This is a genomic window from Bacillus sp. FSL K6-3431 (assembly GCF_038002605.1).
GTDB lineage: Bacteria > Bacillota > Bacilli > Bacillales > Bacillaceae_C > Lederbergia.
In genome coordinates, this window is record NZ_JBBOCT010000001.1 from 3,057,584 (window position 1) to 3,084,420 (window position 26,837).

The window sequence follows — 26,837 nt, forward strand, 5'->3', positions numbered from 1 at the left end:
TAATTAAATTGTACTTAATTTAGGGAGTGAAGCCAGTGAAAAGGGGAATAACAATATTCTTAGGAGGTATAATTGGAAAAAGGGGCAGGTGGATAACCCTTGGCATATGGATTGTTTTAGTACTATTGCTGACGGTCCTTTGGCCAAGTATACAAAGCACAAAAAGTAATACTGTAGAAATGCTTCCAGAGAAAGCGATGTCAGTTCAAGCGGCAGAACTAGTAAAAGAAGAGTTTTCAGATGAAGCCGGCTTGCCGCTCTTGCTTGTATGGCATAGAGAAGAAGGGCTGACGGAGAATGATGCCACACATATTATAACCTTATATAAACAACTTGCTGAAAAGCCGTTAGAGCAGCAAACATTTTTGCCGCCTTTACATCAAGCCCCGACACAAGCACTATTATCAAGCGCTTCAGAGAACGGTTCAACAATCGTAACGCCAATATTTTTAAATGATAAGGCAGAATCTGACCTTATTGAAAAGGATATTGATGCTCTAAAAACAGCGGTTACAAAAATAGCTGGTGAAGATCCCTTTTCAAATAAAATAGGTGACGAAGACTTACTTCTAAGAGTAACCGGTCCGGCTGGTATTTCCACGGATGCAGTAGCCTTGTTCAGTGAAGCTGATGTAAAACTATTAGTCGCAACTGTACTGCTCGTGCTTATTTTATTAATCGTTCTGTATCGTTCACCAATTTTAGCCATTGTTCCTCTCATTGGAGTAGGCTTTGCATATGCGCTAATTTCACCAATTCTTGGTGTGATGGCAGATAAAGGATGGATCGTTGTTGATTCCCAAGCTATATCAATTATGACAGTATTACTTTTTGGTGCCGGTACAGATTATTGTCTGTTTTTAGTTTCCAGATACAGAGATCATCTTCTTATGGAAGATAACCCCCTAAAGGCTTTAAAGGGTTCTCTCACAGATTCTGGCGGTGCCATTATGATTAGTGCCCTGACAACTGCATTTGGCCTATTGACCCTACTTCTTGCCATGTACGGATCCTATCATACATTTGCCGTACCATTTAGCTTGGCTATTTTCATCATGGGCGTGGCTGCACTTACATTACTGCCAGCATTGCTCTCCATCTTTGGTAGGATTTCTTTCTTTCCATTTATACCACGGACAGAATCCATGTCTCTCGAGCTTGAAAAAAGAAAAGGTAGACCTGTGCGCAGACAAAAGAGCCATGGAAAGTTCAACGTCTGGCTTGGTTCATTTGTAACTAAAAAGCCATGGACCATTATTTGTGCGACGTTAATTTTACTCGGTGGATTAGCGGCCTTTTCTCCAAAAATTCATTACACATATGATCTTTTGAGTTCATTTCCGGAAGACATGCCTTCAAGAGAGGGATTTGAATTAATAAACGATAATTTTTCTGCAGGGAATTTAGCCCCTATGCAGATCATTGTAGATACGGAAGGAAAAGCAATAAAGTTGCAAGAAAAACTTTCGGACTTGAAAATCGTCAAATCTATTAGCGAACCTCGAAAAGGATCTAATAATAGTAATTTATTATTGTATGAACTCATCTTAACTGAAAATCCTTATGCAGCCGATACGCTTAATCATATTCCAACGATAAAAGAAGATATAACAGAAAGCCTTACAAAAGCGGGAATTTCTTCGGCAGATAAACATTTCTGGATTGGAGGAGAAACAGCTAGTTTATATGATACAAAATTAACCACCGACAGAGATCGTAATATTGTTGTACCAGCAGTCATAATTATTATCGCTCTATTATTGCTTGTTTATTTACGCTCCATTGTAGCAATGGTTTATTTATTACTGACAGTCTTGCTTTCCTACTTTTCAGCGCTTGGTGCCGGTTGGCTGCTCATCCATTACGGATTGGGTGTAGAGGCAATGCAAGGCCTTATTCCACTTTACACCTTTGTTTTCATCGTAGCACTCGGAGAAGATTATAATATCTTTATGGTGTCGAGTATTTGGAAAAAGCGGCGAAGTAAACCGCTCCAAGTTGCAATTGCAGATGGCGTGACAGAAACAAGTAGCGTTATCACGTCGGCAGGATTAATTTTAGCGGGAACATTCGCTGTGCTAGCAACGCTTCCAATACAAGTACTTGTTCAGTTCGGAATCGTAACGGCTATTGGGATCTTACTTGATACGTTTATTGTGAGACCATTATTAGTTCCAGCAATTACGTCTGTACTTGGTAAATACGCTTTTTGGCCAGGGAAATTAGAAAAACGTAAAGGACATGGTAAATGACAGTTTGTTAGCCCAGTAGTCGCGTGCAATATTATTCCAAAGACCCACCTTTAGAAGATGTCAAAAAGGCCCTTTTACTAGCAAGAGGGCCTTTTTGCATCCATTAAAAATGAACGGATATATCTTCAACTAATCTTGTATACTTCTTATATATTTCTTGGTAAACATGATGATTTTCTTCATTTGGAGTAATTGCATTACCCAGGTTCACACTATGCTTTATCTCTTCAAATGAATTTACCTTACCAATCGCAACTAAGGCCGTCCACGCGGCTCCCCATGCAGAGCTATGATGAGTTTCTGCCACATATACCTCTTTGCCAAAAATATCCGCTAGCATTTGTAACCATATTGGCGACCTTGCAAGACCACCATTCACGTAAATAGTCTCTGATTTTCCCGCTAATCTTTCAAGTGCTTGCTCAATTTGGTACAAGTTGAACGTAATTCCCTCCAACACTGCACGTATGAAATGTTCCTGTTTATGTGTAATTGATACACCAGAAAAATTTCCAGTAGCCTGCTGATTCCAAATTGGCGCTCTTTCTCCGTTAATATACGGTAAGAAAATCATTCCTTCCGCACCAGGAGCTACCTCTTCAGCTTCAACAAGAAATTCTTCATAACTGCCCGGATAGTTTACTAATTCTTTTAACCATTGTAGCGCAATACCACCATTATTTGTCGCACCACCGATAATAGAATAGTCCTCTGAAAAGGCATAGCAAAATGTCTCCCGTTTATCATTTATGCGGAATCCATTTGCAAACTGTCTCACAGCCCCACTCGTACCGACTGTGATCGCAACTTCACCCGGAGAAATCGCACCAATACCCAAATTAGCAAGCTGACCGTCGGCCGATCCTATAGCCACTGGCGTCTCAGGCAAAATCCCCATTTCCTCTGCAAGATCATTATTCAATCCCGATAAAATTTCTGTTGGTGGAACAATATCTGATAATTGTTTTTTCTTAACATTCACAAGTGCCAATGCTTTTTCGTCCCATTGTAATGTCTCAGCATTCATGAGGCCACTTGCAGCAGCTATCGAATAGTCGGCAACCTTCTTACCAAACCATTTCATGAGGATATACTCTTTCACAGACATGAAATATTGAGCATTACGATACGGCTCATAATTTGTTTCTTTCATCCAAAGTAATTTCACTAATGGGGACATAGGATGAATAGGCACACCCGTCCGTTGGAAAAGCTCTTCCCCCTCTGCCTCTAGGAGTTTTTCAGCTTGTCCACTACTTCTACCGTCAGACCAAATAAGTGCACGCGATAATACTTCCCCCTTACCAGCCACGCAAATTAATGAGTGCATGGCACAAGAAAATCCCATCCCAACAATTTCTTCCTTTGGAACATTAGCTTTATCCATTACCATTCTAATTGCATGAACAGCGGCACGTTCAAGCTCATCTGGATCTTGCTCTGCCCAGCCTTGTTGTGGATGATATGTTTTAATCAGCTGTTCTGCCTCCGCTCTTACCTTGCCATCCATATCAAAAACAACAGCTTTGGCACTGGTAGTCCCAATATCAAGTCCAACTACAAACTTATGCGACATGAAGCTCCCCCTTTCCGGTGCAGGGCACCACCCGAATTTTGTGATTTTATATTGTCATTGAGCCAAATCCACCGTCCACACGTATCAAAGTCCCTGTAACAAAGCTTGACGCAGCATCAGATGCAAGCCAAACCGTCGCTCCTTGTAATTCGTCTGGTTCACCAAAGCGGTTCATTGGCGTATGGTTCATAATCGATTCAATTCGATCTTCGCTTAAAATTTTTCGGTTTTGTTCTGCTGGGAAAAAGCCAGGAATAATAGCATTTACTCTAATTCCATTAGGAGCAAATTCACGCGCCAAGAACTGTGTCACACTATTAACACCTGCTTTTGAAACTGAATATGTAAATACTCTAGACAATGGCGTTGTAGAAGAAACAGATGAGATATTAATAATACTTCCTTTTCTACCTTGCTCAATCATTTTTTTAGCAAATATTTGACATGTAATGACAATTCCTTTTAAGTTTACATCCATAATGTCATCCCATTCATCCATATCTAAATCAAAGAAAGGTGTCGGGCTATTTTTACCCGGTGCATTTAAAATTATATCCCAGCCACCTGACCAGCCTTCAATGTTTTCAGCCAATTGCTCTAGTGATTCTCGCGTACCGACATCTGCCTGAAATGCCATCGCTTCTCCACCCTTGGCTATAATTTCCTTCACTACTTCCTCTGCTTTTTCCAGATTACGTCCAACTATAGCAACCTTTGCACCATGCTCCGCAAGACCTAATGCCATCGATGATCCCAATACGCCATTACCGCCGATTGCTACGGCTGTTTTTCCCGTTAAATCAAATAGTTTACTCATCTCTATCTCCCTTTATCTAAAAAGTTATTTTATATTCTCTTTTTGATCAAATACTAATTCATACAAATCCGATATTTGCTCCATCTCGGAATGTTGTTTTACATGTTCCAATAATGCTTCTGATACTTCTATTTCACTAATTTCCAAAGTGTTTTTTATTCGTACCATTTTCACTTTAGTAAAATCAAGAATATTACATGTTTTAATCGCAGCTTGGAGAGCCATTCGATCATTTGCCAAAGTCGTAGCAATTTTAGTCGGAGCCACAACTGTAGATGTAAGGCCATTCGCATAAGTTGTTTCTAAATCCATTTTGTCAACAAGTCGCTGTGTCGTAAAATCGGCGGTTCCTACACCATTTGCATTTCCTTCTGTCTCTGGAGTAAGATCAAGTACAACCATTTTATTTACTTCAGGACCACCATGGGCATATGGAGTTGGGTAACGCCCTGTGATATTCGGATCCATGCCATCTCCACTAATATTTTTTCCGATTTCATCAATGATAAGCACATCCAACTGCTCAAAAAGAAGCTTCGGCAAGGATTTCTTTGCTTGTTCCTGGAGTTTAGTTTCTTTTTCTTCAACCTCATCGGCCATTAATACTTCGACTTCTACTACTTTATCAAATGCATTTTCAACCGTTGCCACACCAAATAAAAATGGTTTTTTCTCCATAATCATTTTCGCCATCTTCGGGACGTTTTCAGCCATATACTTAAACCCTAATTGATGGCATGCTTCCGCACCTTTTTGTTTGCCAAGTCCAATACTAATCATTTTCATTATTCCACTTTCAACCCTACCACGAAAAGCAGTATGTGGCTTCACTCGATTAATAACAACAATTCCATCAGCTTCAGATGCATACTTATCTAAATAAACCGGAAGACCATTTGGAAGCTCTCCTAGCTTTACAACTTCCATTGAAGAGCGAATTTCACACCCTGCACTTTCTTCAGTCACACCTAAATGTTCAAGAACGGCAATTTGCCCCTTGCCAGTAGCACCGCCATGGCTGCCCATACTTGGTACAATAAAAGGAGTAGCGCCCATTTCTTTTAAAAATTTCACTGTCGTTGCCGTTATTTCTGGCAGGCGGTCTATCCCTCTGCTTCCAACGGCGAGTGCAATTTCCATGCCTGGACGAATTAATGCTTGAATATGAGGGGTATTTAACTTTTCGTTCAGCACCTTATCCAATTGTTCGATTTTCCGATCGTCAAATCGTTGCTTTACCTTTGTCATTTTTGGGATAGGAATATCTTTTAATAATTCTTGAAGAATATTCATGAGTTTCCATCGCTCCTTTTTCATTCTTCTATTTTTATATAGTATTACTTTTTTCCATCTTATAACAAACTATCATAAATGTAACCCTTTTCATGAAAAACACTATAAATTTGTTGACCAAACAAATAATTAAAGATAGAATAACATTACATTGCAATTTCGTCAATCAAAAAGTAGATAATAATATGGTATTATTTAATAAATAGATGTGCTTAACAATTTGAAGGACTATTTATAAACTATGGGGTGGAGCTAGATGATTACCGGTGATGCAGCTTATATAAAAAAGTTAAATCGAGGTTTAATTTTAAGTACGATTATTGAACATAATGGCATTTCTCGCGCAAATTTATCGAAAGTAACAGGATTAAATAAAGCTACTATTTCTGTACAGGTTGCTGATTTACTTGAGGAAGAATTACTGATAGAAGGGCAACAAGAACATACAAATTTAGGAAGACGCCCAATTATTCTTACTTTAAATAAAACAGTTGGATACGCATTAGGAATTGATCTTGATAAGGACCAAATCATTTTTACCCTTTCCGACTTGCTGGGCTATCCTATACAAACTGAAACAGTAGCCCTTCACACTACTGACTACCAGCAAATACTTGATTTGCTGGTAGAGCATATACACATTTTTAAAACTAAATGTAGTGATAGTACCTACGGGATCATTGGGATTGTAATTGGGATTCATGGAATTGTTTCTAATGAAGAGGAAATTTATTTTATCCCTCAGCTAAACTGGCGAGAAAAAAGTTTAAAGGCAGATTTAGAAAAGAGTATAGCCGCTCCAATCTATATTGAAAACAATGCGAATTTATCTGCATTTGCAGAAAGAGTATATAAGTATAACCAGAGCAATCACTTACTCAGCATAACGATGCAAAGTGGGATTGGACTCGGCGTCATGATGAATGGCGAGCTACTCAAGGGGTATCATGGTTATGCTGGAGAAATGGGTCATATGATTGTTGTTCCTGACGGATTAGCATGTAACTGCGGCAATCGTGGTTGTTGGGAACAATATGCCTCAGAATCAAATTTTTTCAGGCAACTCAAAGCAAAGAAAGGTAGAGAAAATTTAACCTATCATGATTTTAAAGCATTAGTAGAATCAGGAGATCCGATTACATGTGAACTAATGGACAATTTCATTAAATATGTCGCAGTTGGTATGAATAATGTCATTAATTTATATAATCCCGAAATCATTATTCTTAACTGTGAGCTATTACATCTATATCCAAATGCAATTAAAAATATTAAAAGCAAACTTACTTCAACGATAAGTCATTACAGTAATTTGCACGTCTCTGTTCTCGGAAAGCAAGCTTGTGTCATGGGAGCATGCGTTTTCGCCATTAAAAGCTTCTTAGAAATATCGAATTTAAGCTTAGAAATCACAGAGGAAACAATGGCGCAATCAGGCGATTATTTGTTTTCTTAAAATACTAGACAGCTATATAAAAAATAGAGGCTGGGACATAACTAGCTTCCAAATAGTGAGAAAGGTGAAATTGAGCGCGCTCAATTTCACCTTTCTCTTTTATCGTTTGTTATTTATGTTCGAACCAATGTGTTGACCGTGAATTTTCGTAAATTCACGGCCATTAACGCTAGGCCCATTTCATTTTCGACCTTCGATTTTCCGCGAACTGAAAATCGAGTGAAACACAAATTAGCCTTCAAGAATCCAAAAACTGGTTCTACATCGATTTTGCGTCGACGGTAAATAGAATTCGTTTTTTCTTCTGAAAGCTTCGCTCTCACATATTCTTTTTGTTGTTCCCATTTCTTGTTCACCATTATCTTTCGATGATTTCCTTCTTTTGCTTTCGTACATAATGAACGGAATGGGCAATCTGAACAGTCTTCACACTCATAGATTTTAAATTCTCGCTCGAAACCTGACTTATCTGTACGAACAGAATGATATTTAAAGACAACGCGCTGTTGATTAGGGCAAGTATAGGTATCTTTCTCTTCATCGTAAAGCCAGTTAACTGAATTGAATTCGTTTTGTTTATATTTTTTATTTTGTTCTTTCAAATACATGTTATACGTAATTAACGCTTCTCGTTTACGATTTGAAAGAATATCATCATAATTTTGTTCACTACCATATCCTGCGTCCGCGACAATGTACTTCGGTAATGGAAGATAATGTTGCTCGATTTCATCTAGGAATGGAATTAATGTACGTGTGTCTGTTGGATTCGAAAATAAACTATAGGCAAGTGTATATTGACCTTCGGTCGAAATTTGTACATTATAACCAGGTTTCAATTGACCATTTTTCATATAATCATCTTTCATACGCATGAACGTCGCATCATGATCTGTTTTCGAATAACTATTACGCGTGCCAAAGATTTCAAAATGTCGTTCATATTTCTGTTTACGAACGATGTAATCCAGTAACTGTTTGCGGACCTGTTTTGGGAACTTCCGTTCACTCCTTAACGTTTTTCTTTCTGTATTGTCTGAAGATGCTTCAATCTTTTTGTCATAGTCGTTAATGACATCGTCTGCTTTTTGAACTATGCGGGCGAGTTCCTCAAGGGTTAATTCTTCTTCGCTTTCACGCTCAATTTCGGGTAAAATCTCTTTCTCAAGTAGCTCATTGTAGAGTTGATTTGATTTTTCAATTAATCCCTGATGATATTTCTCAATTGATTTTTTCCAGACAAATGTAAATTTATTCGCATTCGCTTCAATTTTTGTACCATCAATAAAAATTGCTTCTTGGTCAATAAGCTTTTCTTGGACTAACTGACAGCGAAATTGTACAAAGCATTGACGAATTAATTCTTTAACTTCAGGTTGCACACGAAAGCGATTAATTGTACGATAGCTCGGTTCGTATCCTTGTGCGAGCCACATCATGCGAATACTGTCTTTTAAAAGTGCTTCAATTTTACGACCCGAAAATACAGATTGAGTGTAGCCACATAAGATGATTTTAAGCATCATGCGGGGGTGATAGGCAGGACATCCCTCATTTCGAAGAAATGGTTCAAAGGCTTCCTGCGGGATGCTTTCAACTAAACAGTGAATGTGGAAGGCAATATCGTTATTTTGCAAATTTACTTCTAAATCTAAAGGTAAAACTAATTGATTCATGTTATAATTTTTAAACATAAGGATCCTACTTTCTGATTGGATTTAGTGTGGTAACTTAATTTTATCAGAAGTAGGCCTTTTTTTATTAAAAAAATAATTAAAGCCGGAGAAATTTTACTCATCGTAAAATTTCTCCGGCTTTTTCGTTTCAGAGGTAGGTTTTGTCCCAGCCTCTATTCCTACTTTGGTATGAAGGTATAAGTTTTTGCATTTCAGCTGAAAGTTTCAATAAGTTTAATCTATGTCTAGCTACAGGCGCCTTCCGCTAGTCTTTATTCCATCCACTCTGTATGGAATGTTCCTTCTTTATCAATGCGGTTATATGTGTGTGCACCGAAGTAATCACGCTGAGCTTGCAACAGATTCGCTGGTAATGTTTCTGTGCGATAGCTGTCATAATAAGCTGCAGCACTTGCGAAACATGGAACGGCAATTCCTCTTTCCACAGCAATAGAAACTACTTTTCTTAGTGCTTGCTGATAGCTTTCAACGATTTCTTTAAAATATGGATCAAGCAATAGGTTAGCTAGCGCCGGATCTTTGTCGTATGCTTCTTTGATTTTTTGCAAGAATTGCGCACGGATAATACATCCTCCGCGGAAAATCATGGCGATATCGCCATACTGTAAATCCCAGTTATATTCTTCTGATGCTGCACGCATTTGCGCAAATCCTTGAGCATATGAACAAATTTTGCTCATGTATAATGCTTTGCGAATTGCTTCGATTAACTCGTCTTTATCCCCATCATAAGCTGTCACTTCAGGACCTCTTAATAATTTACTTGCTGCAACACGCTCATCTTTCATTGCTGAAATGAAGCGAGCAAAAACGGATTCAGTAACCAATGGAAGTGGCACACCTAGATCAAGCGCATTTTGACTTGTCCATTTACCTGTCCCTTTTTGACCAGCTGTGTCTAGAATGACATCAACTAAAGGTTTACCAGTTTCTTCATCGGTTTTTGTAAAAATATCAGCAGTGATCTCGATTAAATAGCTATCAAGCTCGCCTTTATTCCATTCCGCAAATACTTTATGCAACTCTTCAGCATTAAGGCCTAGAATATTTTTCATCATAAAATAAGCTTCACAAATCAATTGCATATCGCCATATTCAATACCATTATGCACCATTTTCACATAATGACCGGCTCCATCTGGACCAATATATGTAGTACATGCTTCTCCGTCTACTTTTGCAGCGATTGCTTCAAAAATAGGAGCAACAAGTTCGTACGCTTCCTTTTGTCCACCAGGCATGATTGAAGGACCAGTTAGAGCACCTTCCTCTCCACCTGACACACCAGTTCCAATAAAATGAAGACCTGCTTCACTTAATTCTTTGTTACGACGAATTGTATCAGGGAAGAATGTATTTCCACCATCAATGAGAATATCGCCCTTTTCTAAATACGGTTTTAGTGATTCAATTGTTGCATCCGTTGGCGCACCGGCTTGTACCATAAGTAAAATTTTACGTGGCTTTTCTAACGAGTTAACAAATTCCTCAATTGAATACGAAGCAACTACATTTTTACCTTTTGCTTCATTTTGCATCATATCCTCTGTTCTATGAGAAGAGCGGTTATAAACTGATACAGAATAACCTCTACTTTCAATATTCATAGCCAGGTTTTTACCCATTACTGCTAATCCGACAACACCAATTTGCTGTTTCGACACTATTAGTTCCTCCTCATGGCTTTAATAAGCTTTTATTATAAATAGTTTTAACTACGGGCAATGTTTCATCCCGTCTAATTTATCATATAATTATTTTATCATACATTCTCTTTACTACGTTAACAAGTTGAGCGAAATAACTCTATATAGTTTGTATAGAAAACAAACTATTAATACTTTTAGTATATCAGCTTTTATTATTTTCGTCGACAAATGATTATAGGCCAAGTTGTATTGTCAACTTAGCCCAGCTTTTTACATTATTGTTGTAGGATTATTATTCATTATCGATTGACTTTTACCCTGTTTATTCTCAACTACTACACAAGCAGAAGCGTCACCTATTATGTTTACAGATGTTCTAAGCATATCTAGCACTCGATCAATACCAGCGATTAATGCAATCCCTTCAAGCGGAAGATTCACTGCGGTTAATACCATTGTCAGCATAATCAAACCCGCTCCTGGTACCCCCGCCGCACCGATCGAGGCGAGCGTTCCCATTATTGCAACGATCATAATTTGAGCAAAGCTTAATGATTCACCAAAGTATTGAGCGATAAACATAACCGCAATCCCCATGTAGATAGCTGTACCATCCATATTTATCGTAGCACCAAGGGGTAAAACAAAGCTACTTGTTTCTTTTGAAACCTTGAGATTTTCTTGCACATTTTTCATTGTAACTGGTAATGTTCCCGAACTACTACATGTTGCAAATGCCACAGCGGCCGCTGGAAATATTCCTTTTAAAAATATAGTAGGGCTCATTTTTCCAAGTGTTTTAACAGCTAAAGTATATACCACAGCCACGTGAATAATGACCGCTACAAGCATCGCTATAATAACTTTAATTAACGGGAGTAAAACAGATATTCCATATATGCCAACAATAGGAGCCAATAGGCCAAAAATGCCTAGCGGAACAAGTTTCATAATCATCCCTGTTATTTTATACATCACTTCCGCAAGACCTTCAAAAAAGTACTGCACTGGCTTACCTTTTTCACCAACAAGTGTAATTCCAATTCCAATAAAGATCGCAAAGAAGATTATCTGCAAGATCGCTCCAGTCGTTAAAGCTTCAATCGGATTGGTTGGAATTATATTTAATAATGTATCAATGACACCAACAGACTCGACAACTTCTGCAGATCCCGCTTCTAATACAATATCTGTCCCCGTACCCGGTGAAAAAACAAATCCAGCTAGTAACCCAATGATGATCGCTGCTAAACTCGTAGCAAGAAAATACAATACTGTTTTCCCACCAATACTACCTAGTTTTTTTATACTTCCAGCACCTGTCACACCTACGATGATGGTAGATAAAATTAATGGAACAATGATGAATTTAATTAGACGTAAAAATAAATCTCCCAGTGGCTGAACAACAGTCGCTTTTTCACCAAAAATTGCTCCAGTAATAACCGCAAGAATAAAGGCAATGAGAATTTGAAGCATAAAGTTCTTCTTCATAAAAAATCCTCCCTTTCCTGTATGTTAGTACCTCACCCTCTCTATTAACGCCTCACATATGTTGTTGTTTCACGTTAACAATGATCATGCGAAGTTGATTTAATAGATTCGCCAATATTTAACGTGGGTACATCAAATTCTACAGTGTCTGGATATATTAGTCCTGATCCTGTGTTTAATACTACAACCTTATCATTCTCTTTTATCCAGCCTGATTTACGAAGCCTACGCGCTGCTAAAAACGCTGCCGCACCTTCCGGACAAATAAATGTACCTTCTTTTTGAGCAATATTCCTTTGTTCACTGATAATTTCTTGATCATTTACTGAGATTGCACAGCCATTTGTTTCATAAAGCGCTTCAAGAACGAGAAAATCACCTGAAGCTTTTGGTACATTAATACCGAATGCAATTGTTTCAGAGTCAGGCCAAAACTCTGATTCAGATTTACCTTCTTCCCAAGCTTTTACGATGGGTGCACAACCATCAGCTTGCACCGCAACAAGCCGCGGCATTTGCTCCTTAGCTAACCAACCAAGCTCATGAAGTTCTTTCAGTGCTTTGTAAATACCTATTAACCCTACTCCGCCACCAGTTGGATATAGAATTACTTCAGGTAATTCCCAGTTAAATTGTTCAGCAAGCTCCAGTCCCATTGTCTTTTTACCTTCAATTCGATAAGGCTCTCTCAATGTAGAAGCATCAAATAAACCAAATTTATTTACAGCTTCTGCCACAATTTCACCTGCATCACTAATTAAACCATTAACTAAATACACATTCGCTCCTGATACTGCACATTCATTGCGCGTAATGATCGGAGCATTAACTGGCATAACAATTGTTGTAGTAATCCCCGCTCTCGTCGCATACAGTGACCACGCTGCACCTGCATTACCATTTGTTGGCATAGCCAGTTCTTTTACACCAAGTTCCTTCGCCTTAGAAATCCCGACTGCCGCACCTCGCGCTTTAAAAGTTCCAGTTGGCATTATCCCTTCATCTTTCATATACAAATGTTCCAGTCCCATATCAACAGCCATTTTATTCATCGGGATGATGGGCGTCATTCCTTCTCCCATAGAAACGATATTTTCCTTCCTTTGAATAGGTAAAAGTTCATGATAGCGCCAAAGGTCATTCTGTCTTCCCTTTATTTTTTGAGAATCTAGCTCCATCGCTAATGTCGTTAAATCATATTTTACAAGTAATGGAGCACCACAAGTACAAACTTGTTGTATTACAATTATTTCGTACGTCAATGAACATTTCGGACAATATAAATGAGTAGCATAACTGTATTTCATATTTAATTGTCCTCCTTTGTCATACTATATGACAAGCGCCTATCACCTTATCACAATTTCCAGTTATTCAGACAATTAATATTTAAGAAGACACGAATAAGCTCACCGCATATTGTGAAGCGCAACTAGAAAGACTAGCCCGATTGGGTAACCAGTCTAGCGGTACGTAAAATCGCTTGGATGATAGAATGCTACCAAATTGAACTGTCGGGACGGGATAAGTTTTTTAAAGTATATCTGTAAAATTTATACTTTCTACACCTTTCAACAAAAAAATGCACTGCATCAAGTATTTTCATACTCAATCCAGTGCCCCCTTATTTCTAGTTATTTATGATACTACTTCTTCTGAAGGAACTTCTAAACCAAGCCCTTGAGCAATTCGCGTTCCATATTCTGGATCTGCTTTATAGAAGTGACTGATTTGACGAAGTTTAATTTCCTCTATTTCAACAGACTTCATTGCGTTCACAATATTATCGACTAAACGTGTACGCTCTTCCTTAGATAGTAATCGATACAAATCCCCAGCTTGTGTATAATGATCGTCTTGATCATATGCTACACTTCCCGTAACCCCAGAAACAACTAGTTCATGTTGCTTGTTCTCAGGGGTTTCTGTAGGTCCTCCAAAGCTGTTTGGTTCATAATAGACAGATGATCCACCATTATTATCAAACCGCATTGCTCCATCACGTTGATAGTTATTTACTTCATTTTTCGCGCGATTAATCGGAAGCATTTGATGATTCGCACCAACACGGTAGCGATGTGCATCATGGTAAGCAAACAAACGACCTTGAAGCATCTTGTCTGGTGATACATCAATCCCCGGCACTAGTGTTCCTGGCGAAAATGTTGCTTGTTCTACTTCTGCAAAATAGTTTTCAGGATTACGATTCAATACCATACGTCCCACTTCAATTAATGGATAATCCTTTTGCGACCATACTTTCGTTACGTCAAATGGATCAAAACGATACGTATCAGCATCTTCAAGTGGCATAATCTGCACACATAGTTTCCATGCTGGAAAATCACCATTTGCAATCGCATTGAATAGATCCTCTGTATGATAATCAGGATTCTCTCCCGCTATTTTAGCAGCTAGATCTACATCAAGGTTTTTAACACCTTGTTCTGTTTTAAAGTGATATTTCACCCATACCCCTTCACCTTCCGCATTCACCCATTTGAATGTATGACTTCCAAAACCATGCATATGTCGTAATGTAGCTGGAATACCACGATCAGACATCAAAGTTGTTACTTGATGTAATGATTCAGGTGACAGTGACCAGAAATCCCATACTGCTGTTGGATTTTTTAAATGTGTTTGGGGATCTCTTTTTTGTGTATGAATAAAGTCAGGAAATTTAATCGCATCGCGAATAAAGAATACAGGTGTATTATTTCCGACCAGATCATAATTTCCTTCCTCCGTATAAAATTTCACAGAAAACCCGCGCGGGTCACGAACAGTATCTGATGAACCTAGTTCACCTGCTACTGTTGAAAAACGAATAAACATCGGTGTACGCTTACCCACTTCAGATAAGAAATTTGCTTTCGTATATTTTGATAAATCGTTTGTTACTTCAAAATATCCGTGCGCACCTGCACCTTTTGCATGAACGACACGCTCAGGAATACGTTCACGGTTAAAATGCGCAAGTTTCTCAAGCAAATGAACATCTTGAATGAGTGTTGGTCCACGAGAACCGGCTGTAACAGAGTTTTGATTGTCGCCAACTGGTGCTCCCCAGCTAGTAGTAAGATTTTTATTGTAATTACTCAAATGAATTCCACCTCTTATGTAATAATTATTATAAATTAGATATTACCAAATAAGATAATTAATTTCAAGTGAAAAAGACTATTTAATTATAATTATTATAATTAAATAGTCTTTTTCTACTCAAATAGCGCTTTTATTATCATTTGTCTCTACTAATTCTCAACACGATTCATTTCAATCTGTATTTCTTTGCTATATGCTTCATATTTTTGCCATGGCTCATAACCAAGTTTTCCATAAAACTCGATATAAACAGTCCAATCAATCACAATAGAATGAATCCCTCTATTTCTCAAAAAGTGGACACCAGCTTCCACAATGGCCAAGCCATATCCTTTTCCACGAATACTTGAATCAACTCCTAGTGGCCCTAGTCCACCTAATGGCGTATTAAATAATGGGGACCAGTAAACGTTCTGGGCGATAAACGGAGAGTGTATATCATTGACCCTACAAAAACCAAGGATTTCACCTTTGCTTTTTAGAACTACAAACTCCCTACCTGTGCCACCTTTTTTAAAATACTGAATTGCTTCATATTCCCAACGTCCTGGAAAAGTACGATGCATAAAGTCAATGAACGCTTCCTTTTCGTCCATCTTCAACATCATAAATTCTATATCCTCCTTGTCAGGCATTGAACTTTCGACCTCATCCTCATAGTGGGAAATTAAATCATAGACTTGAATATTATGTTTATAACCACGCTTTTCAAACCATCTGATTGTTTTATCAAATCCACTCGGTAACCCGGGGAAATAGTGCCAGGGATCACTTCCTAATGTAATTTTAACAGCTCCATCCGCTTTTAATGCAGTCTCTGCCTTTTTAAGTAAAGCTGATCCAATACCTTTTCCCCTATATTCAGAGTCGACTAGAAGTACTTGAATCCAACCCGTTTCTGTATTCATCTCCACTTCCAAATCTTCCTGCCAGCGTTTACTAATAACGAATCCAATTACTTCATCACTTTCATTTAACGCAATACCAGAGCCAGATGCATGCACATTATTATCATCCAGGCTATTTTGCTTAAACAATTCCTCTCTCATTGGAAATTGCTTACCAATCTCTTTGTTCCAAAGATTCACTAAATCTATTATTCTTCCTTGATCAAGCGGTGAAATGTTCATAATACTCTCCCCTAACTCTTCTTTTAACTTTCAACATGTATTGAAGAAAAAGAAACCTTTAAAAGCGCTTACATGTATATTATACATATATTGCTTACATTAGGGGAATTTATGGTAGGATATCTAGCCAAATTTTCACTGCTGTAGCTAAAATTAGACCTGCTAACATCATTTTTAGCAATTTTGTATTCATCTTTTTTCCAATTTTAGCTCCGATGGGCGCTGCTATGATACTAGCAATAACCATTACGAGTGCTGGATAGTAATCCACTTGACCCGTGAGTAATTTCCCTGCGGTAGAACCTATCGACGAAATGAATGTAATTGCGAGTGATGATGCAATAGTCATTCTTGTTGGGATTTTCAAAACGACTAGCATAATCGGTACCAGCAAAAACGCACCCGCAGCACCAACAATGCCTGCTCCAACTCCTACAATCAAAGCCATTACTGCAGCAGTCCATTTATTAAAAACAACTTGATCGAGCGGAATATCGTCAATTCCTTTATTAGGAATGAACATCATAATGGCCGCTAGCAATGCCAAAATACCATATATAAGATTGATACCATTCTCAGACATTACATTTGATCCGAATCCCCCGATCAAGCTCCCAATTAAGATAGCTGTCCCCATATAAATGATTAATGCTTTATTTAAATAAGCACCCTTTCTATATGCCCAAACTCCACCAATCGTAGCAAACAATACTTGGATAGCACTGATTCCAGCCACTTCATGGGCACTGAATGCTGCTAATCCGAATAAAGGAGGAATAAATAACAACAGTGGATATTTAATAATCGATCCCCCTATACCAAGCATCCCCGAAATTAAAGATCCGACAAAGCCAATTAAAAAAATAACAATAATAAAGGTCATGTCCATACAGCAAATTCCTTTCAATATAGGTATACCTGCATAATACAGGTTACACAGGCTGATAAGGACCGCAGGCCTAGTCCGGGTTCACGCAACTCTTCCCAGCCAATGTTTCTTTGTTTCTTTCACTGAATGTATTTCCATATTTCCAAATCCGCGCAAGGCGACTATGATTTCTTCTTATCTCTAACTTTGACACACAGGATCTACTAGTCACAGGACGCGACGTATAAGATACGGCCTTCTGCTAGTGGACATCTATAGAGCTTCCGCTAACTTTAACTTACTGCGCAACGGTTTGGTCCGATTTCCATTTCCCGTTGTTCTTCATTATCAGGATTAATTTTCCCCATATTTGTTTTGCGAATTTCTTGATAAGCATTCGGTTGTGGAGGTAAGTTTTCTGTTACTAGCTTTCTAAATGCTTGCTCATCCTCGATGTTTAATCCATGATTGTTCGTAAATAGTTCACCTAGTTTTTTTGAAACACTCCCATTTTTATTTAATTCTTCGATTTGCGTGAAATGTGCTGGAAGGACAAGCAGTTCGTCCGATAAATTTTTATAGCGTATATAAAGAGATTCACGCAAATCGCTAACCCAGTCTTCCGCTTTTCCAGCTAAGTCAGGACGTCCAATAGAATCAATAAATAATATATCTCCAGTCATGAGATATGTGTCATCTATTATGAAGGAGGTGGAACCAATCGTATGTCCCGGTGAATAAAGCGCGTTTATATTAATTGAAGAATTTCCAACCGTTACATTTAACCCATTATTTAAAGGCATATAGTCAAACGTGACATCTTCTGCATCTTTCGATGGAAGCCAGTATGTTCCCTCTGTTTTTTCCACGATTTTTCTTCCTCCTGAAATATGATCTGCATGAAGATGCGTGTCAAACGCATGAGTGATTCTCACGTCCATTTGTTCCGCAAAATCTAAATACGTATCAATCATCCGTGAAGCATCAATGACCGCAGCTTCTCCGTTTGAAACGACCATATAGGAAAGACACCCTTTGCCGATGCGCACAAATTGATACAACGATCCACCGTTTTTTAGATCTCCAATTTTTACAGACTCTAAATGTTCACTCCATGCTTTCATGCCACCTTCAAGATAAAAAACATTTATTAATCCTTTATCAACAAGCATATCTGCTACCATTATAGAGGAACCCTCTTTTGCACAAATGACAAGAATATCATGGTCAGACGGAATTTGATTTAATATCACTTCTACTCCATCCAATAAATCAAAATATGGTACATTCAAATATTTAAAGTTTTTCCCTTCAACTTTCCAATCTCGGAATGCATCTTCATTTCGAACATCCAAAATAAATAACTTCTCCTCATTAAAAACCTTTTTCGTTAAAACCTTCGCATTCATTGCTTGCACAGCCATTTATTTCTCCTCCTGTTCAGACCAAGCACCCATGCCTGGAACAACGTTTTTTACATTAACAAACCCATTCTCCACTAATTTTTGCGCAGCCATATCGCTGCGATTGCCCGTTCGACAAATGACATAAATCTCATCTTCTTTATTTAAATCATGAAGGCGATTTTCTAACTCTCCTAATGGAATGGAAAGCGCACCTTCTAGATGGTTAAATGCATATTCTGCCTCTTCCCTGACATCAACTATGACTGCACTTCCATCGTTCATCATGTTTTTAAGTTCTTCATTACTAACAATATGTGGGTATGTCTTTTCAACAGCTTCTTCACTTGTTGATTTTCTAACATAATGTTTAAGAACTACGCCTTCTTCCCTTGTCCCTAAATAATGGTGCCCTAAACGCTCAGACCATGCTTTTAAGTCAGCAGTCGAGCCTTTATCTGTTGCTAAAATTGCCAGTATTTGACCTGCTTCCATTTCACTTATCACTTTTTTGGTCTTTACAATTGGCATTGGACAAGCAAGCCCTTTGGCGTCTAAAATTTTGTCTGTCTTAATTGAATTCATTGATCTTCCTCCAATTTACCCATAGGGGTATTATTTCGTTTAAAAAAAATTACTCTATTTCTCCTTGCCATTCAAGCATTCCACCGACCATATTTACCACTTGATAACCACGGCTTTCTAATAATTGAACAGCGCTACCGCTTCTACCTCCTGATCGACATACAACAATGTATTCCTTGCTTTTATTCAAATCTTGCAGACGGAATTCCAACAACCCAAGAGGAATATGAATGACACCTGGAATTTTCCCCTTCGCTACTTCTTCCGCCTCACGTACATCAAGTATATTTATTAGTTTTTTACTTTCCAACATTACTTTCACTTCATCAACGGTATATTGTTTCATATTATCTTCTACCTCCATGCACTTACTCCGCCTTTTACATTCAATATTTTACTAAATCCTTGTTTTTTTAATATTTTACCCGCCTTGAGACTCCTCATGCCGCTTTGACAAATGACGATCACATACTCATCTTTAGATAATTGACTTACTTGCCGCGAAAGTTCGTGTAAAGGAATGTTTTTAAAATGCGGAATATGATATTGATTAAACTCTCCTAAAGTACGAACATCGATAAATTGGTTGTTATTATCTTTTAATTTAATTTTCAAATCCTGTATCGTAATATTTCTAACACCCTTAACAGGCAGAAATCTTTTTATTAATAAAAACAAGATCACTGCGAAAAGCACATCGGTTATAAAAACCAAAGATAATCTCCTCCATTGATAAGTAACATCACATACATTTATTAAATAAACAGATTCACATTGCCCTCTTCCGCATCAGCTAAATATGCCCCTACTCCCGCATATTCGATCTCTTCCAGTAATTCTTCTTTTTGTAGTCCAAGTAAATCCATTGTCATCGTACAGGCAACCAGTTTTATATCTTGATCTTGTGCCATTTCAATCAACTGGGGTAATGGCATAACATTATGTTTTTTCATTACATCTTTAATTATTTTTGGACCAAATCCAGCAAATTGCATGTTCGATAAGCCCATTCTATCCGCACCACGCGGCATTATTTTCCCAAACATTTTTTCCATAAAGTTTTTCTTTACAGGTACATGCTCATCTTTTCGTAATGCGTTTAACCCCCAAAATGTGTGAAAAATCGTTACTTCATGATCGTATGCTGCTGCCCCATTAGCAATAATATAAGCAGCCATCGCTTTATCATAATCACCACTAAATAAAATAATCGTTGTTCTTTTTTTCACCGTCATTGTATCTCTCCTTAATTATTACCCATACGGGATGGGGTATTATAAAATGTTAAAAAAATTACTTTTTCTTAATTAAAAATGTTAGGATCCCATTATTATCTTCCTTTGTTTTTAAAAGCTCATGATCCTTTGAGGCTGTCCAAGCTGTTAAATCAGCTTTTGCACCTTTATCTGTCGCGATTACTTCTAATATTTGACCAGATTTCATTTCGTCCATTGCCTTTTTTGTTCTTACAATTGGAAGTGGGCACGCTAAACCTTTTGCATCTAATACTTTATCTATCTTCATGATTACATTCCTCCAAATATTTTATACCATTACCCCTATGGGTATAATAATAAACAAAATAAAAGAGAGTGTCAACTCCTTTATTTTTATCTGCTTTTAACGAGCAAATCGACTGCTTCTTTAACAAGGTCAGCTGTATTATGTTCTCCATTTTCCTTAGACTGGTTTACACACTCCACAAGATTCGAACTAACCACAACTCCAATTGTTCGATCAATTGCGGTTCTAGCAGCAGATAGCTGTGTAATTACGTCCCTACAATTCTTTTCTTCTTCCATCATTTTTAAAATCCCACGAAGCTGCCCCTCAATACGCTTTACCCGATTTTTCATTTGATTATCGTACTCCATCGTGACACCTCCTCTTTATTGTTATTATCCATATAATATACCCCTATAGGTATGTTGTCAACTATCTTTTTTGATTTATTTCCAGGTCTAATCATTAATCCTCAAATTAATACAAGAAAAGAACCCATTAGAGCGCCAATTAATACAACAAGCCAAGGTGCAAGCTTCCAATACGTTAGCAAGCCAAATAATGCCAATGCCGCAGAAAAGTCTACTGTAGTTTTTATCGTACTCGTCCAAATTGGATCGTACAATGCTGCAAGCAAAATACCTACAACAGCAGCATTGATTGCTGTCAAAGCTGCTTGAAACCGCGGGCGCCTACGAATCACATTTAAGAATGGCAGTGAACCGATTACAAGTAAAAATGCTGGCAAAAAGATGGCGATTGTTGTGAGTATGGCCACACTTATACCACCAATCATCGTACCTAAATAGCTCGCAAATGTAAACAACGGCCCTGGAACTGCCTGCGCGACACCATAACCAGCTAAAAATTCACTAGCATCAAGCCATCCCGTCGGTACGAGTTCCCGTTCCAATAATGGCAAGACAACATGTCCACCTCCAAATACTAGAGATCCCGAACGATAAAACGCATCGAATAAGGTAATAAAATGGTTATCAACGAACTGTCTTAATAAAGGGAGACCGAGCAATAATATAAAAAAGATTGTAAAAGCCGCCACACCTGTTTTTTTACTAATAGATACATTCATTTCTCGAACATCCGGAAACGATTGTTTCTTGTAGAGAAACACACCAATGATTCCCGCAACCATAATGATTGCAATTTGCACGAATGCCGAAGGCCATAACAACGTGGCCATTGCTGCCAAAATTGCAAGGGTCACCCTTGGCTTATCAGGTGCTAATTTTTGCCCCATACCAAACACAGCCTGTGCAACCACTGCAACAGCTACAAGTTTCAACCCATGAATCCAACCAGCATCAGCCAAATCAACATGTTGAAACAGTAACGCAAATAAAATAAGCACAAGTATGGACGGAAGGGTGAATCCTATAAAAGAAAGGATTCCACCTAACATTCCTCCCCTTAAAACACCAATCGCGATGCCTACTTGACTACTCGCTGGTCCAGGCAAGAATTGACATAACGCAATGATATCAGCGTATGTTTTATCATCAAGCCATTTCCTTTTATCTATGTATTCACTTTTAAAGTAACCTAGGTGTGCGACAGGTCCGCCGAATGATGTTAAGCCCAATTTTGTTGAAACCCGCAAAATTTCTAATAAAGAATGCTTATTTTGTCTCAATCTCATACCCCTCCCCCACTTGAATATTTTTTTCTTAATTTCTATATTATCTGATTTCCTCCCTTATTGAAATTTTTTACTCTAATACCCACAAACCCTATATATAATTTGAAATAGAAACGTTTCCATTTCTCATTGACTCTTCAATTGAAAGCATTTATAATCCAGATATAAAAGTAAATCGAAACGTTTCGATTCAGTTACAATTAGAGCAATATTTTACACACCTCAGCTCCTCTCAAAGCTATTGAATATAATACAAAATTAAAGTGAATGTACATATAGTTTAAAATTGTTCTTTCAAGCTTAGAATAAATTATAGAAAAGTGAATTGCCAGAATGGAGAGAACACAATGGTAAGCATTAAAGATATTGCAAAAAAAGCAGGTGTATCGATCTCAACTGTCTCATATGCACTGAACGGCAGTCCAAAAGTGACAGAGGAAACGAGCGCAAAAATACTTGCGATTGCAAAAGATCTTAACTATGTACCAAATGCAGCAGCAAGAACACTAAAAAAGCGAAAAACAAAAATTATCGGGGCCTTTTTAGCTGATTACGGCGGTTCTTTCTTTGGTGAATTACTCCATGGTATGCGAAGAACTTTAAACAAACAAGGATATGATTTAATTGTATGTACAGGCCTGGAATCCCAACGTTTTTTACCAGAGGGAATCATTGATGGAGCAATAGTATTGGATTCTAATTTTATTGATGAAGACCTAAACAATTATGCAAATCGAGGCCATAAAATCGTGGTGCTTGATCGAGAAATTGACCATTCGAATATTGAACGCGTACTGCTTGATAACAAGTTGGGAGCGGAAATTGCTGTCAATTTTCTAATAAAAAAAGGTCATGAACATATCATTGTTCTAACGGGCCCCTCGAATTCCTATGACTCTATTCAAAGACTACAAGCTGTACGGCAGGTCTTTAAACAACATCCTTCTATTCATCTCACAATTATCCAAGGGGACTTTGATAAACCTTCAGGAGAGCGAGCTGCACAGCAAATCACTGAGAACTATACAGAACCTGTCGCCGTTTTTAGCTTTAATGATGAAATGGCGATTGGAATGTATAACTTCTTAGAAGACACCGATTATATTATCGGGAAACATATTCACATTATTGGTTTTGATGACGTGGAAGTCTCTCATTATACACGACCACGGCTTTCCACCATTCATTATTCAAAGGAAAAATGGGGTGAAAAGGCTGCCGAGCAATTAATTCATTTAATTAACAAGGAAAAGTCTGAATCCCAGAGGATTACAGTTGAATTGCTGGAAGGGGATTCAGTGAAAGAACGCAAATAGAAGATTGAGGAGGGTATTTCAAAATTTACTAGAGATACCTTCATGTTTTTTTAACATCGATTTCCTTACTAGCTAACCAAAACCAACCAATAAAAGACGGAGAAAATCATTATTGAATACTCCGTCTTTCTTTCCTAGATTTCCATACTCAAAACGAACTTTACAAATGGACAGCGTATGACTCCTTTAAAGCCTGCAAACCATATTTGGAGACTTCTAATGGGCCCTGCCCTTGGTAATCCTCTATAAATAATTCTAAGGACAGATATCCGGAATAATGAATATCATGTAGCATTTGTGCAATCTCATAGGAAGGAGCGATACCTTCGCCTGGAAATACTCGATCGCTGTCATCCAATTCTTCTCTTTCTGGGATTTCCGGATAATCATTGATATGAAAAATCCCGATTTGTTCTCCCCGTAGTGCTTTTAATCCAGAAAAGTCACTGCCGCCGACATACATATGAAAAGGATCAATCAACATTTTAGTATTGGTAATGGAACATACTTCAAGCATGTGATGAGCATCGGCTAATGTTGAAAGCTTCTCTGCCTTCCCCCAAAATTCAAGGATTGGCTCAACCCCAACTTCTCGGCCTATGATAACCAATTGCTCAAAATAACCCGCCATCTCTTCCAACTTCACTATCCCAACATCTCCAAATGGAGGAGCAGCTATCAATTTGCAACCTAATGAAGCAAGTAGCTCCATCTCGTTTTTAGCCTGTTTAAAAGCTTTCTCCCTTATAGACGCATCAGCATCTGCCCATTTAAAAAAAGCGATGGCATTGATAAATTCTATGTTAGATCGACTTAGTTCTGATTTTAAATCCTTTACTGTTCCACCTTCCGCAAGATAGGCGTCGATATCTTTCATCCAAAGCTCTATCCCTTCATACCCGGCTTCTGCCGCAATCCTCACTTGTTGGATAACATCCAATTTGAAAGGAAATAATGTCGATGTGTTAAGTGCTACCTTAAATGGAAACAATTTTATCACCATTCTCTCCAGTAATTATTATCACCGTGTTACTGATAGGATGCGTCCTTCTTTGTGACTTTGCAAAGCCAACTCGATTAGACGAATATTCATCCGCGCTTCTTCAGGCTTAACCTCCAGATCTGATAGCCCATTTATATGGTCAAAAACGTTCTGATAATAATCTTGGTAGGCACCTGGTACCGTTTCTATCGTTCCTGTCATACGCAAATCTCCAATGGAAGTATCAATATTTCCCCACAACTGCTTCGGTTCCTTGCCCCAAGCATGAAATGTTGCTGGAGTCCCACCTTCAATAAGTGCTTGTTCTTGAGGATCAAGACCATACTTAATGAATGAGCCCTTGTCTCCATGTAGGATATAACGAGGGCCATGATTTTGTACAAATCGAGATGACTTTACCGATACTTTCAATTTGCTATCATAACCGAGGGTTACGTCAAAATAATCATGTGAAAGTCCATCTTCCCGTTGAATCTGAATATCAGCAAAAATGGTTTTTGGGATACCAAATAGACAAACAACCTGATCCAATAGATGCACACCGAGGTCGTATAGCACTCCCGTACCTTGACCTTCCTTATCGCGCCAATTGTTAGATACTTTTGGATTAAATCCATGCCAGTGAATTTCACACTCCATTACTTCTCCAATAAGCCCCTTCCTTACAATTTCACGTATCGTTTGGAAGTCCCCATCCCATCGCCTATTGTGAAATACACTTAGGACCAGCCCTTTTTTATTGGCCAGTTCAATTAATTCATCAGCTTCTTCCACTGTAGACGTAAATGGTTTCTCTACAACCACATGCTTACCTGCGGACAGTGCATCATGGACAAATGCGTAATGATCCGTACTTGGCGTAGTAACCACGATTAGGTCGATATTAGGATCATCATATAATTCCTTAGCGCTACGAACTATTTCTACCCATGGATACCTCAGCTTTGACTGTTCACTACTTCGTTCCACCACTTTTTTCAACTTCAAGCCAGATAGAGATGTAATGACAGGCGCGTGAAAAACCCTCCCAGCAAATCCATAACCAATTAGACCTACTTGAAGCTCTGAGTTCAACTAGATCACACCCATTTCCCGTAAATTTGTATAACTCGTTTCAATACAATCAAATACGTCACGGCGGCATAGATCCTGTTCCACAACAAGCCATTCTGTTCCTACATCTTCTGCCACTTGAATGATTTCACGAAAATCCAGTATTCCTTCCCCTACTTCTGCAAAAAATTGTTCCTCATCTGCTTCCATATCTTTCACATGTAACAAAGGGCAGCGATTCTTAAGTTTCCGCAAGTATTCGGCAGGATTTTCTCCGCCTTTTTGCACCCAATATGTATCTAGTTCCAGCTTCACTAGATCTGGATTTGTTTCGTCTAGTAAAATATCAAGAGCATACTGATCATCAAATTTTGTAAACTCCCAATCATGATTATGATATAGGAATTGTATTCCTTGTGCTTTTGTGTCAGCTCCAATCTGATTGAAAAGCCTCGCTGACTTTAAAACATCTTCCTTTGTATCAAATCTGTGAGATAACACGATGTATTTTCCACCCATTTCCTTCACAAAATCTGTCACTGTAGACAAATCATTCGTTAGTTGTTCCACGCTCGAGTGGCAACTAATAACCTGCAATTCCATTTCAGCGAATCTACTTTTCATTTCTTCCACCGTTATTCCTTTCGGGGGCATGCCAACTTCAACACCTCGATATCCAATGTCGGCTACTCGTTGAAAGGAACCAAAAAAATCCTTATCTAGTTCTTCACGGATTGTATAAGGCTGCAAAGCAATTGGAAATTTCACAGTAAATTCACGTCCTTTTTTATTTTTTTAATAGCTTTAAGAGCTTTCCGAAAGAAGTCTCCCTCTTCAATCGTGTGAAGGGCATAGCCCAATGATAAGGGGGTGATGAATTTCGGTTAGGCTTTAGCCTAAAGGCTATGAACAAATTGCCAATTGTTGTTAGGAGAAATGAGTTCACACTCTCGTAGATTCACTTGTTTGTAGACTTT

At 38.1% G+C, this 26,837-nt stretch carries 24 protein-coding genes; 3 read left to right on the forward strand and 21 right to left on the reverse strand.

Annotated features, from left to right (window positions below):
- Positions 1-35 precede the first annotated feature (35 nt).
- On the forward strand, positions 36-2,252 hold the full coding sequence (locus MHB53_RS14945) for an MMPL family transporter (RefSeq protein WP_340919745.1): 2,217 nt from the start codon (positions 36-38) through the stop codon (positions 2,250-2,252).
- Between the two features lie 103 nt (positions 2,253-2,355).
- Here MHB53_RS14945 and MHB53_RS14950 read toward each other — a convergent pair whose 3' ends face one another.
- Genes MHB53_RS14950 through MHB53_RS14960 form a run of 3 tightly spaced genes read right to left on the reverse strand, consistent with a single transcriptional unit; the run spans position 2,356 to position 5,938 of the window.
- A complete protein-coding gene (locus MHB53_RS14950; protein ID WP_340919747.1) occupies positions 2,356-3,828 on the reverse strand; it encodes a gluconokinase in 1,473 nt (490 codons plus the stop codon).
- 46 nt (positions 3,829-3,874) lie between these two features.
- The gene (locus tag MHB53_RS14955; RefSeq protein ID WP_340919749.1) at positions 3,875-4,645 is read right to left on the reverse strand and encodes an SDR family oxidoreductase; all 771 of its coding nucleotides are present in this window, start codon (positions 4,643-4,645) and stop codon (positions 3,875-3,877) included.
- 24 nt (positions 4,646-4,669) lie between these two features.
- Positions 4,670-5,938, reverse strand: a complete 1,269-nt coding sequence (locus MHB53_RS14960; protein ID WP_340919752.1) for a lactate racemase domain-containing protein — start codon at positions 5,936-5,938, stop codon at positions 4,670-4,672.
- 256 nt (positions 5,939-6,194) lie between these two features.
- Between MHB53_RS14960 and MHB53_RS14965 the strand changes: the two genes are divergently transcribed.
- Entirely contained in the window at positions 6,195-7,394 is a 1,200-nt protein-coding gene (locus MHB53_RS14965) for an ROK family protein (RefSeq protein ID WP_340919754.1), read from the forward strand.
- Positions 7,395-7,507: 113 nt separating this feature from the next.
- Here MHB53_RS14965 and MHB53_RS14970 read toward each other — a convergent pair whose 3' ends face one another.
- The 15 genes from MHB53_RS14970 to MHB53_RS15040 form a co-directional block, all read right to left on the reverse strand.
- Positions 7,508-9,088, reverse strand: a complete 1,581-nt coding sequence (locus MHB53_RS14970; RefSeq protein WP_340919756.1) for an IS1182 family transposase — start codon at positions 9,086-9,088, stop codon at positions 7,508-7,510.
- A gap of 254 nt (positions 9,089-9,342) precedes the next feature.
- Positions 9,343-10,755, reverse strand: coding sequence for an NADP-dependent phosphogluconate dehydrogenase (gene gndA, locus MHB53_RS14975; protein WP_340919758.1), 1,413 nt, complete (start codon positions 10,753-10,755; stop codon positions 9,343-9,345).
- 255 nt (positions 10,756-11,010) lie between these two features.
- Positions 11,011-12,234, reverse strand: a complete 1,224-nt coding sequence (locus MHB53_RS14980; protein ID WP_340919760.1) for a dicarboxylate/amino acid:cation symporter — start codon at positions 12,232-12,234, stop codon at positions 11,011-11,013.
- A gap of 74 nt (positions 12,235-12,308) precedes the next feature.
- Positions 12,309-13,541 carry a threonine synthase gene (locus MHB53_RS14985; protein ID WP_340919762.1) on the reverse strand — a complete coding sequence of 411 codons (1,233 nt, stop codon included), beginning with the start codon at positions 13,539-13,541 and terminating at the stop codon, positions 12,309-12,311.
- A 331-nt stretch (positions 13,542-13,872) separates the two neighbouring features.
- Entirely contained in the window at positions 13,873-15,339 is a 1,467-nt protein-coding gene (gene katA, locus MHB53_RS14990; RefSeq protein WP_340919765.1) for a catalase KatA, read from the reverse strand.
- Positions 15,340-15,491: 152 nt separating this feature from the next.
- Positions 15,492-16,472 (reverse strand): GNAT family N-acetyltransferase, encoded by a 981-nt coding sequence (locus tag MHB53_RS14995; protein WP_340919767.1) that lies wholly within the window; start codon positions 16,470-16,472, stop codon positions 15,492-15,494.
- Between the two features lie 109 nt (positions 16,473-16,581).
- Positions 16,582-17,361 (reverse strand): sulfite exporter TauE/SafE family protein, encoded by a 780-nt coding sequence (locus tag MHB53_RS15000; protein WP_340919769.1) that lies wholly within the window; start codon positions 17,359-17,361, stop codon positions 16,582-16,584.
- Positions 17,362-17,633: 272 nt separating this feature from the next.
- The gene (locus MHB53_RS15005; RefSeq protein WP_340919771.1) at positions 17,634-18,764 is read right to left on the reverse strand and encodes an MBL fold metallo-hydrolase; all 1,131 of its coding nucleotides are present in this window, start codon (positions 18,762-18,764) and stop codon (positions 17,634-17,636) included.
- Positions 18,765-19,328: a sulfurtransferase TusA family protein gene (locus tag MHB53_RS15010; RefSeq protein ID WP_340919773.1), complete on the reverse strand. Its 564-nt coding sequence runs from the start codon at positions 19,326-19,328 to the stop codon at positions 18,765-18,767.
- A gap of 49 nt (positions 19,329-19,377) precedes the next feature.
- Positions 19,378-19,674, reverse strand: coding sequence for a rhodanese-like domain-containing protein (locus MHB53_RS15015; RefSeq protein WP_340924741.1), 297 nt, complete (start codon positions 19,672-19,674; stop codon positions 19,378-19,380).
- 8 nt (positions 19,675-19,682) lie between these two features.
- Positions 19,683-20,042 (reverse strand): rhodanese-like domain-containing protein, encoded by a 360-nt coding sequence (locus tag MHB53_RS15020; RefSeq protein ID WP_340919775.1) that lies wholly within the window; start codon positions 20,040-20,042, stop codon positions 19,683-19,685.
- A 41-nt stretch (positions 20,043-20,083) separates the two neighbouring features.
- Entirely contained in the window at positions 20,084-20,563 is a 480-nt protein-coding gene (locus tag MHB53_RS15025; protein WP_340919777.1) for a DsrE/DsrF/DrsH-like family protein, read from the reverse strand.
- Between the two features lie 58 nt (positions 20,564-20,621).
- Positions 20,622-20,852: a sulfurtransferase TusA family protein gene (locus tag MHB53_RS15030; protein ID WP_340919779.1), complete on the reverse strand. Its 231-nt coding sequence runs from the start codon at positions 20,850-20,852 to the stop codon at positions 20,622-20,624.
- An 86-nt stretch (positions 20,853-20,938) separates the two neighbouring features.
- Entirely contained in the window at positions 20,939-21,202 is a 264-nt protein-coding gene (locus tag MHB53_RS15035) for a metal-sensitive transcriptional regulator (RefSeq protein WP_340919781.1), read from the reverse strand.
- Positions 21,203-21,303: 101 nt separating this feature from the next.
- A complete protein-coding gene (locus MHB53_RS15040) occupies positions 21,304-22,488 on the reverse strand; it encodes a chromate transporter (protein WP_340919783.1) in 1,185 nt (394 codons plus the stop codon).
- Between the two features lie 347 nt (positions 22,489-22,835).
- Here MHB53_RS15040 and MHB53_RS15045 point away from each other — a divergent pair, with 347 nt between their 5' ends.
- Positions 22,836-23,804, forward strand: a complete 969-nt coding sequence (locus tag MHB53_RS15045; RefSeq protein ID WP_340919784.1) for a LacI family DNA-binding transcriptional regulator — start codon at positions 22,836-22,838, stop codon at positions 23,802-23,804.
- Between the two features lie 160 nt (positions 23,805-23,964).
- Here the strand turns inward: MHB53_RS15045 and MHB53_RS15050 are convergent, their stop codons facing one another.
- From MHB53_RS15050 to MHB53_RS15060, 3 genes are read right to left on the reverse strand one after another with little or no spacing between them, the layout of a single operon-like run.
- A complete protein-coding gene (locus MHB53_RS15050) occupies positions 23,965-24,804 on the reverse strand; it encodes a sugar phosphate isomerase/epimerase family protein (RefSeq protein ID WP_340919786.1) in 840 nt (279 codons plus the stop codon).
- Between the two features lie 21 nt (positions 24,805-24,825).
- Positions 24,826-25,881, reverse strand: coding sequence for an oxidoreductase (locus MHB53_RS15055; RefSeq protein ID WP_340919788.1), 1,056 nt, complete (start codon positions 25,879-25,881; stop codon positions 24,826-24,828).
- Positions 25,882-26,628 carry a sugar phosphate isomerase/epimerase family protein gene (locus tag MHB53_RS15060; RefSeq protein ID WP_340919790.1) on the reverse strand — a complete coding sequence of 249 codons (747 nt, stop codon included), beginning with the start codon at positions 26,626-26,628 and terminating at the stop codon, positions 25,882-25,884. It lies immediately after the preceding gene.
- Positions 26,629-26,837: the final 209 nt, after the last annotated feature.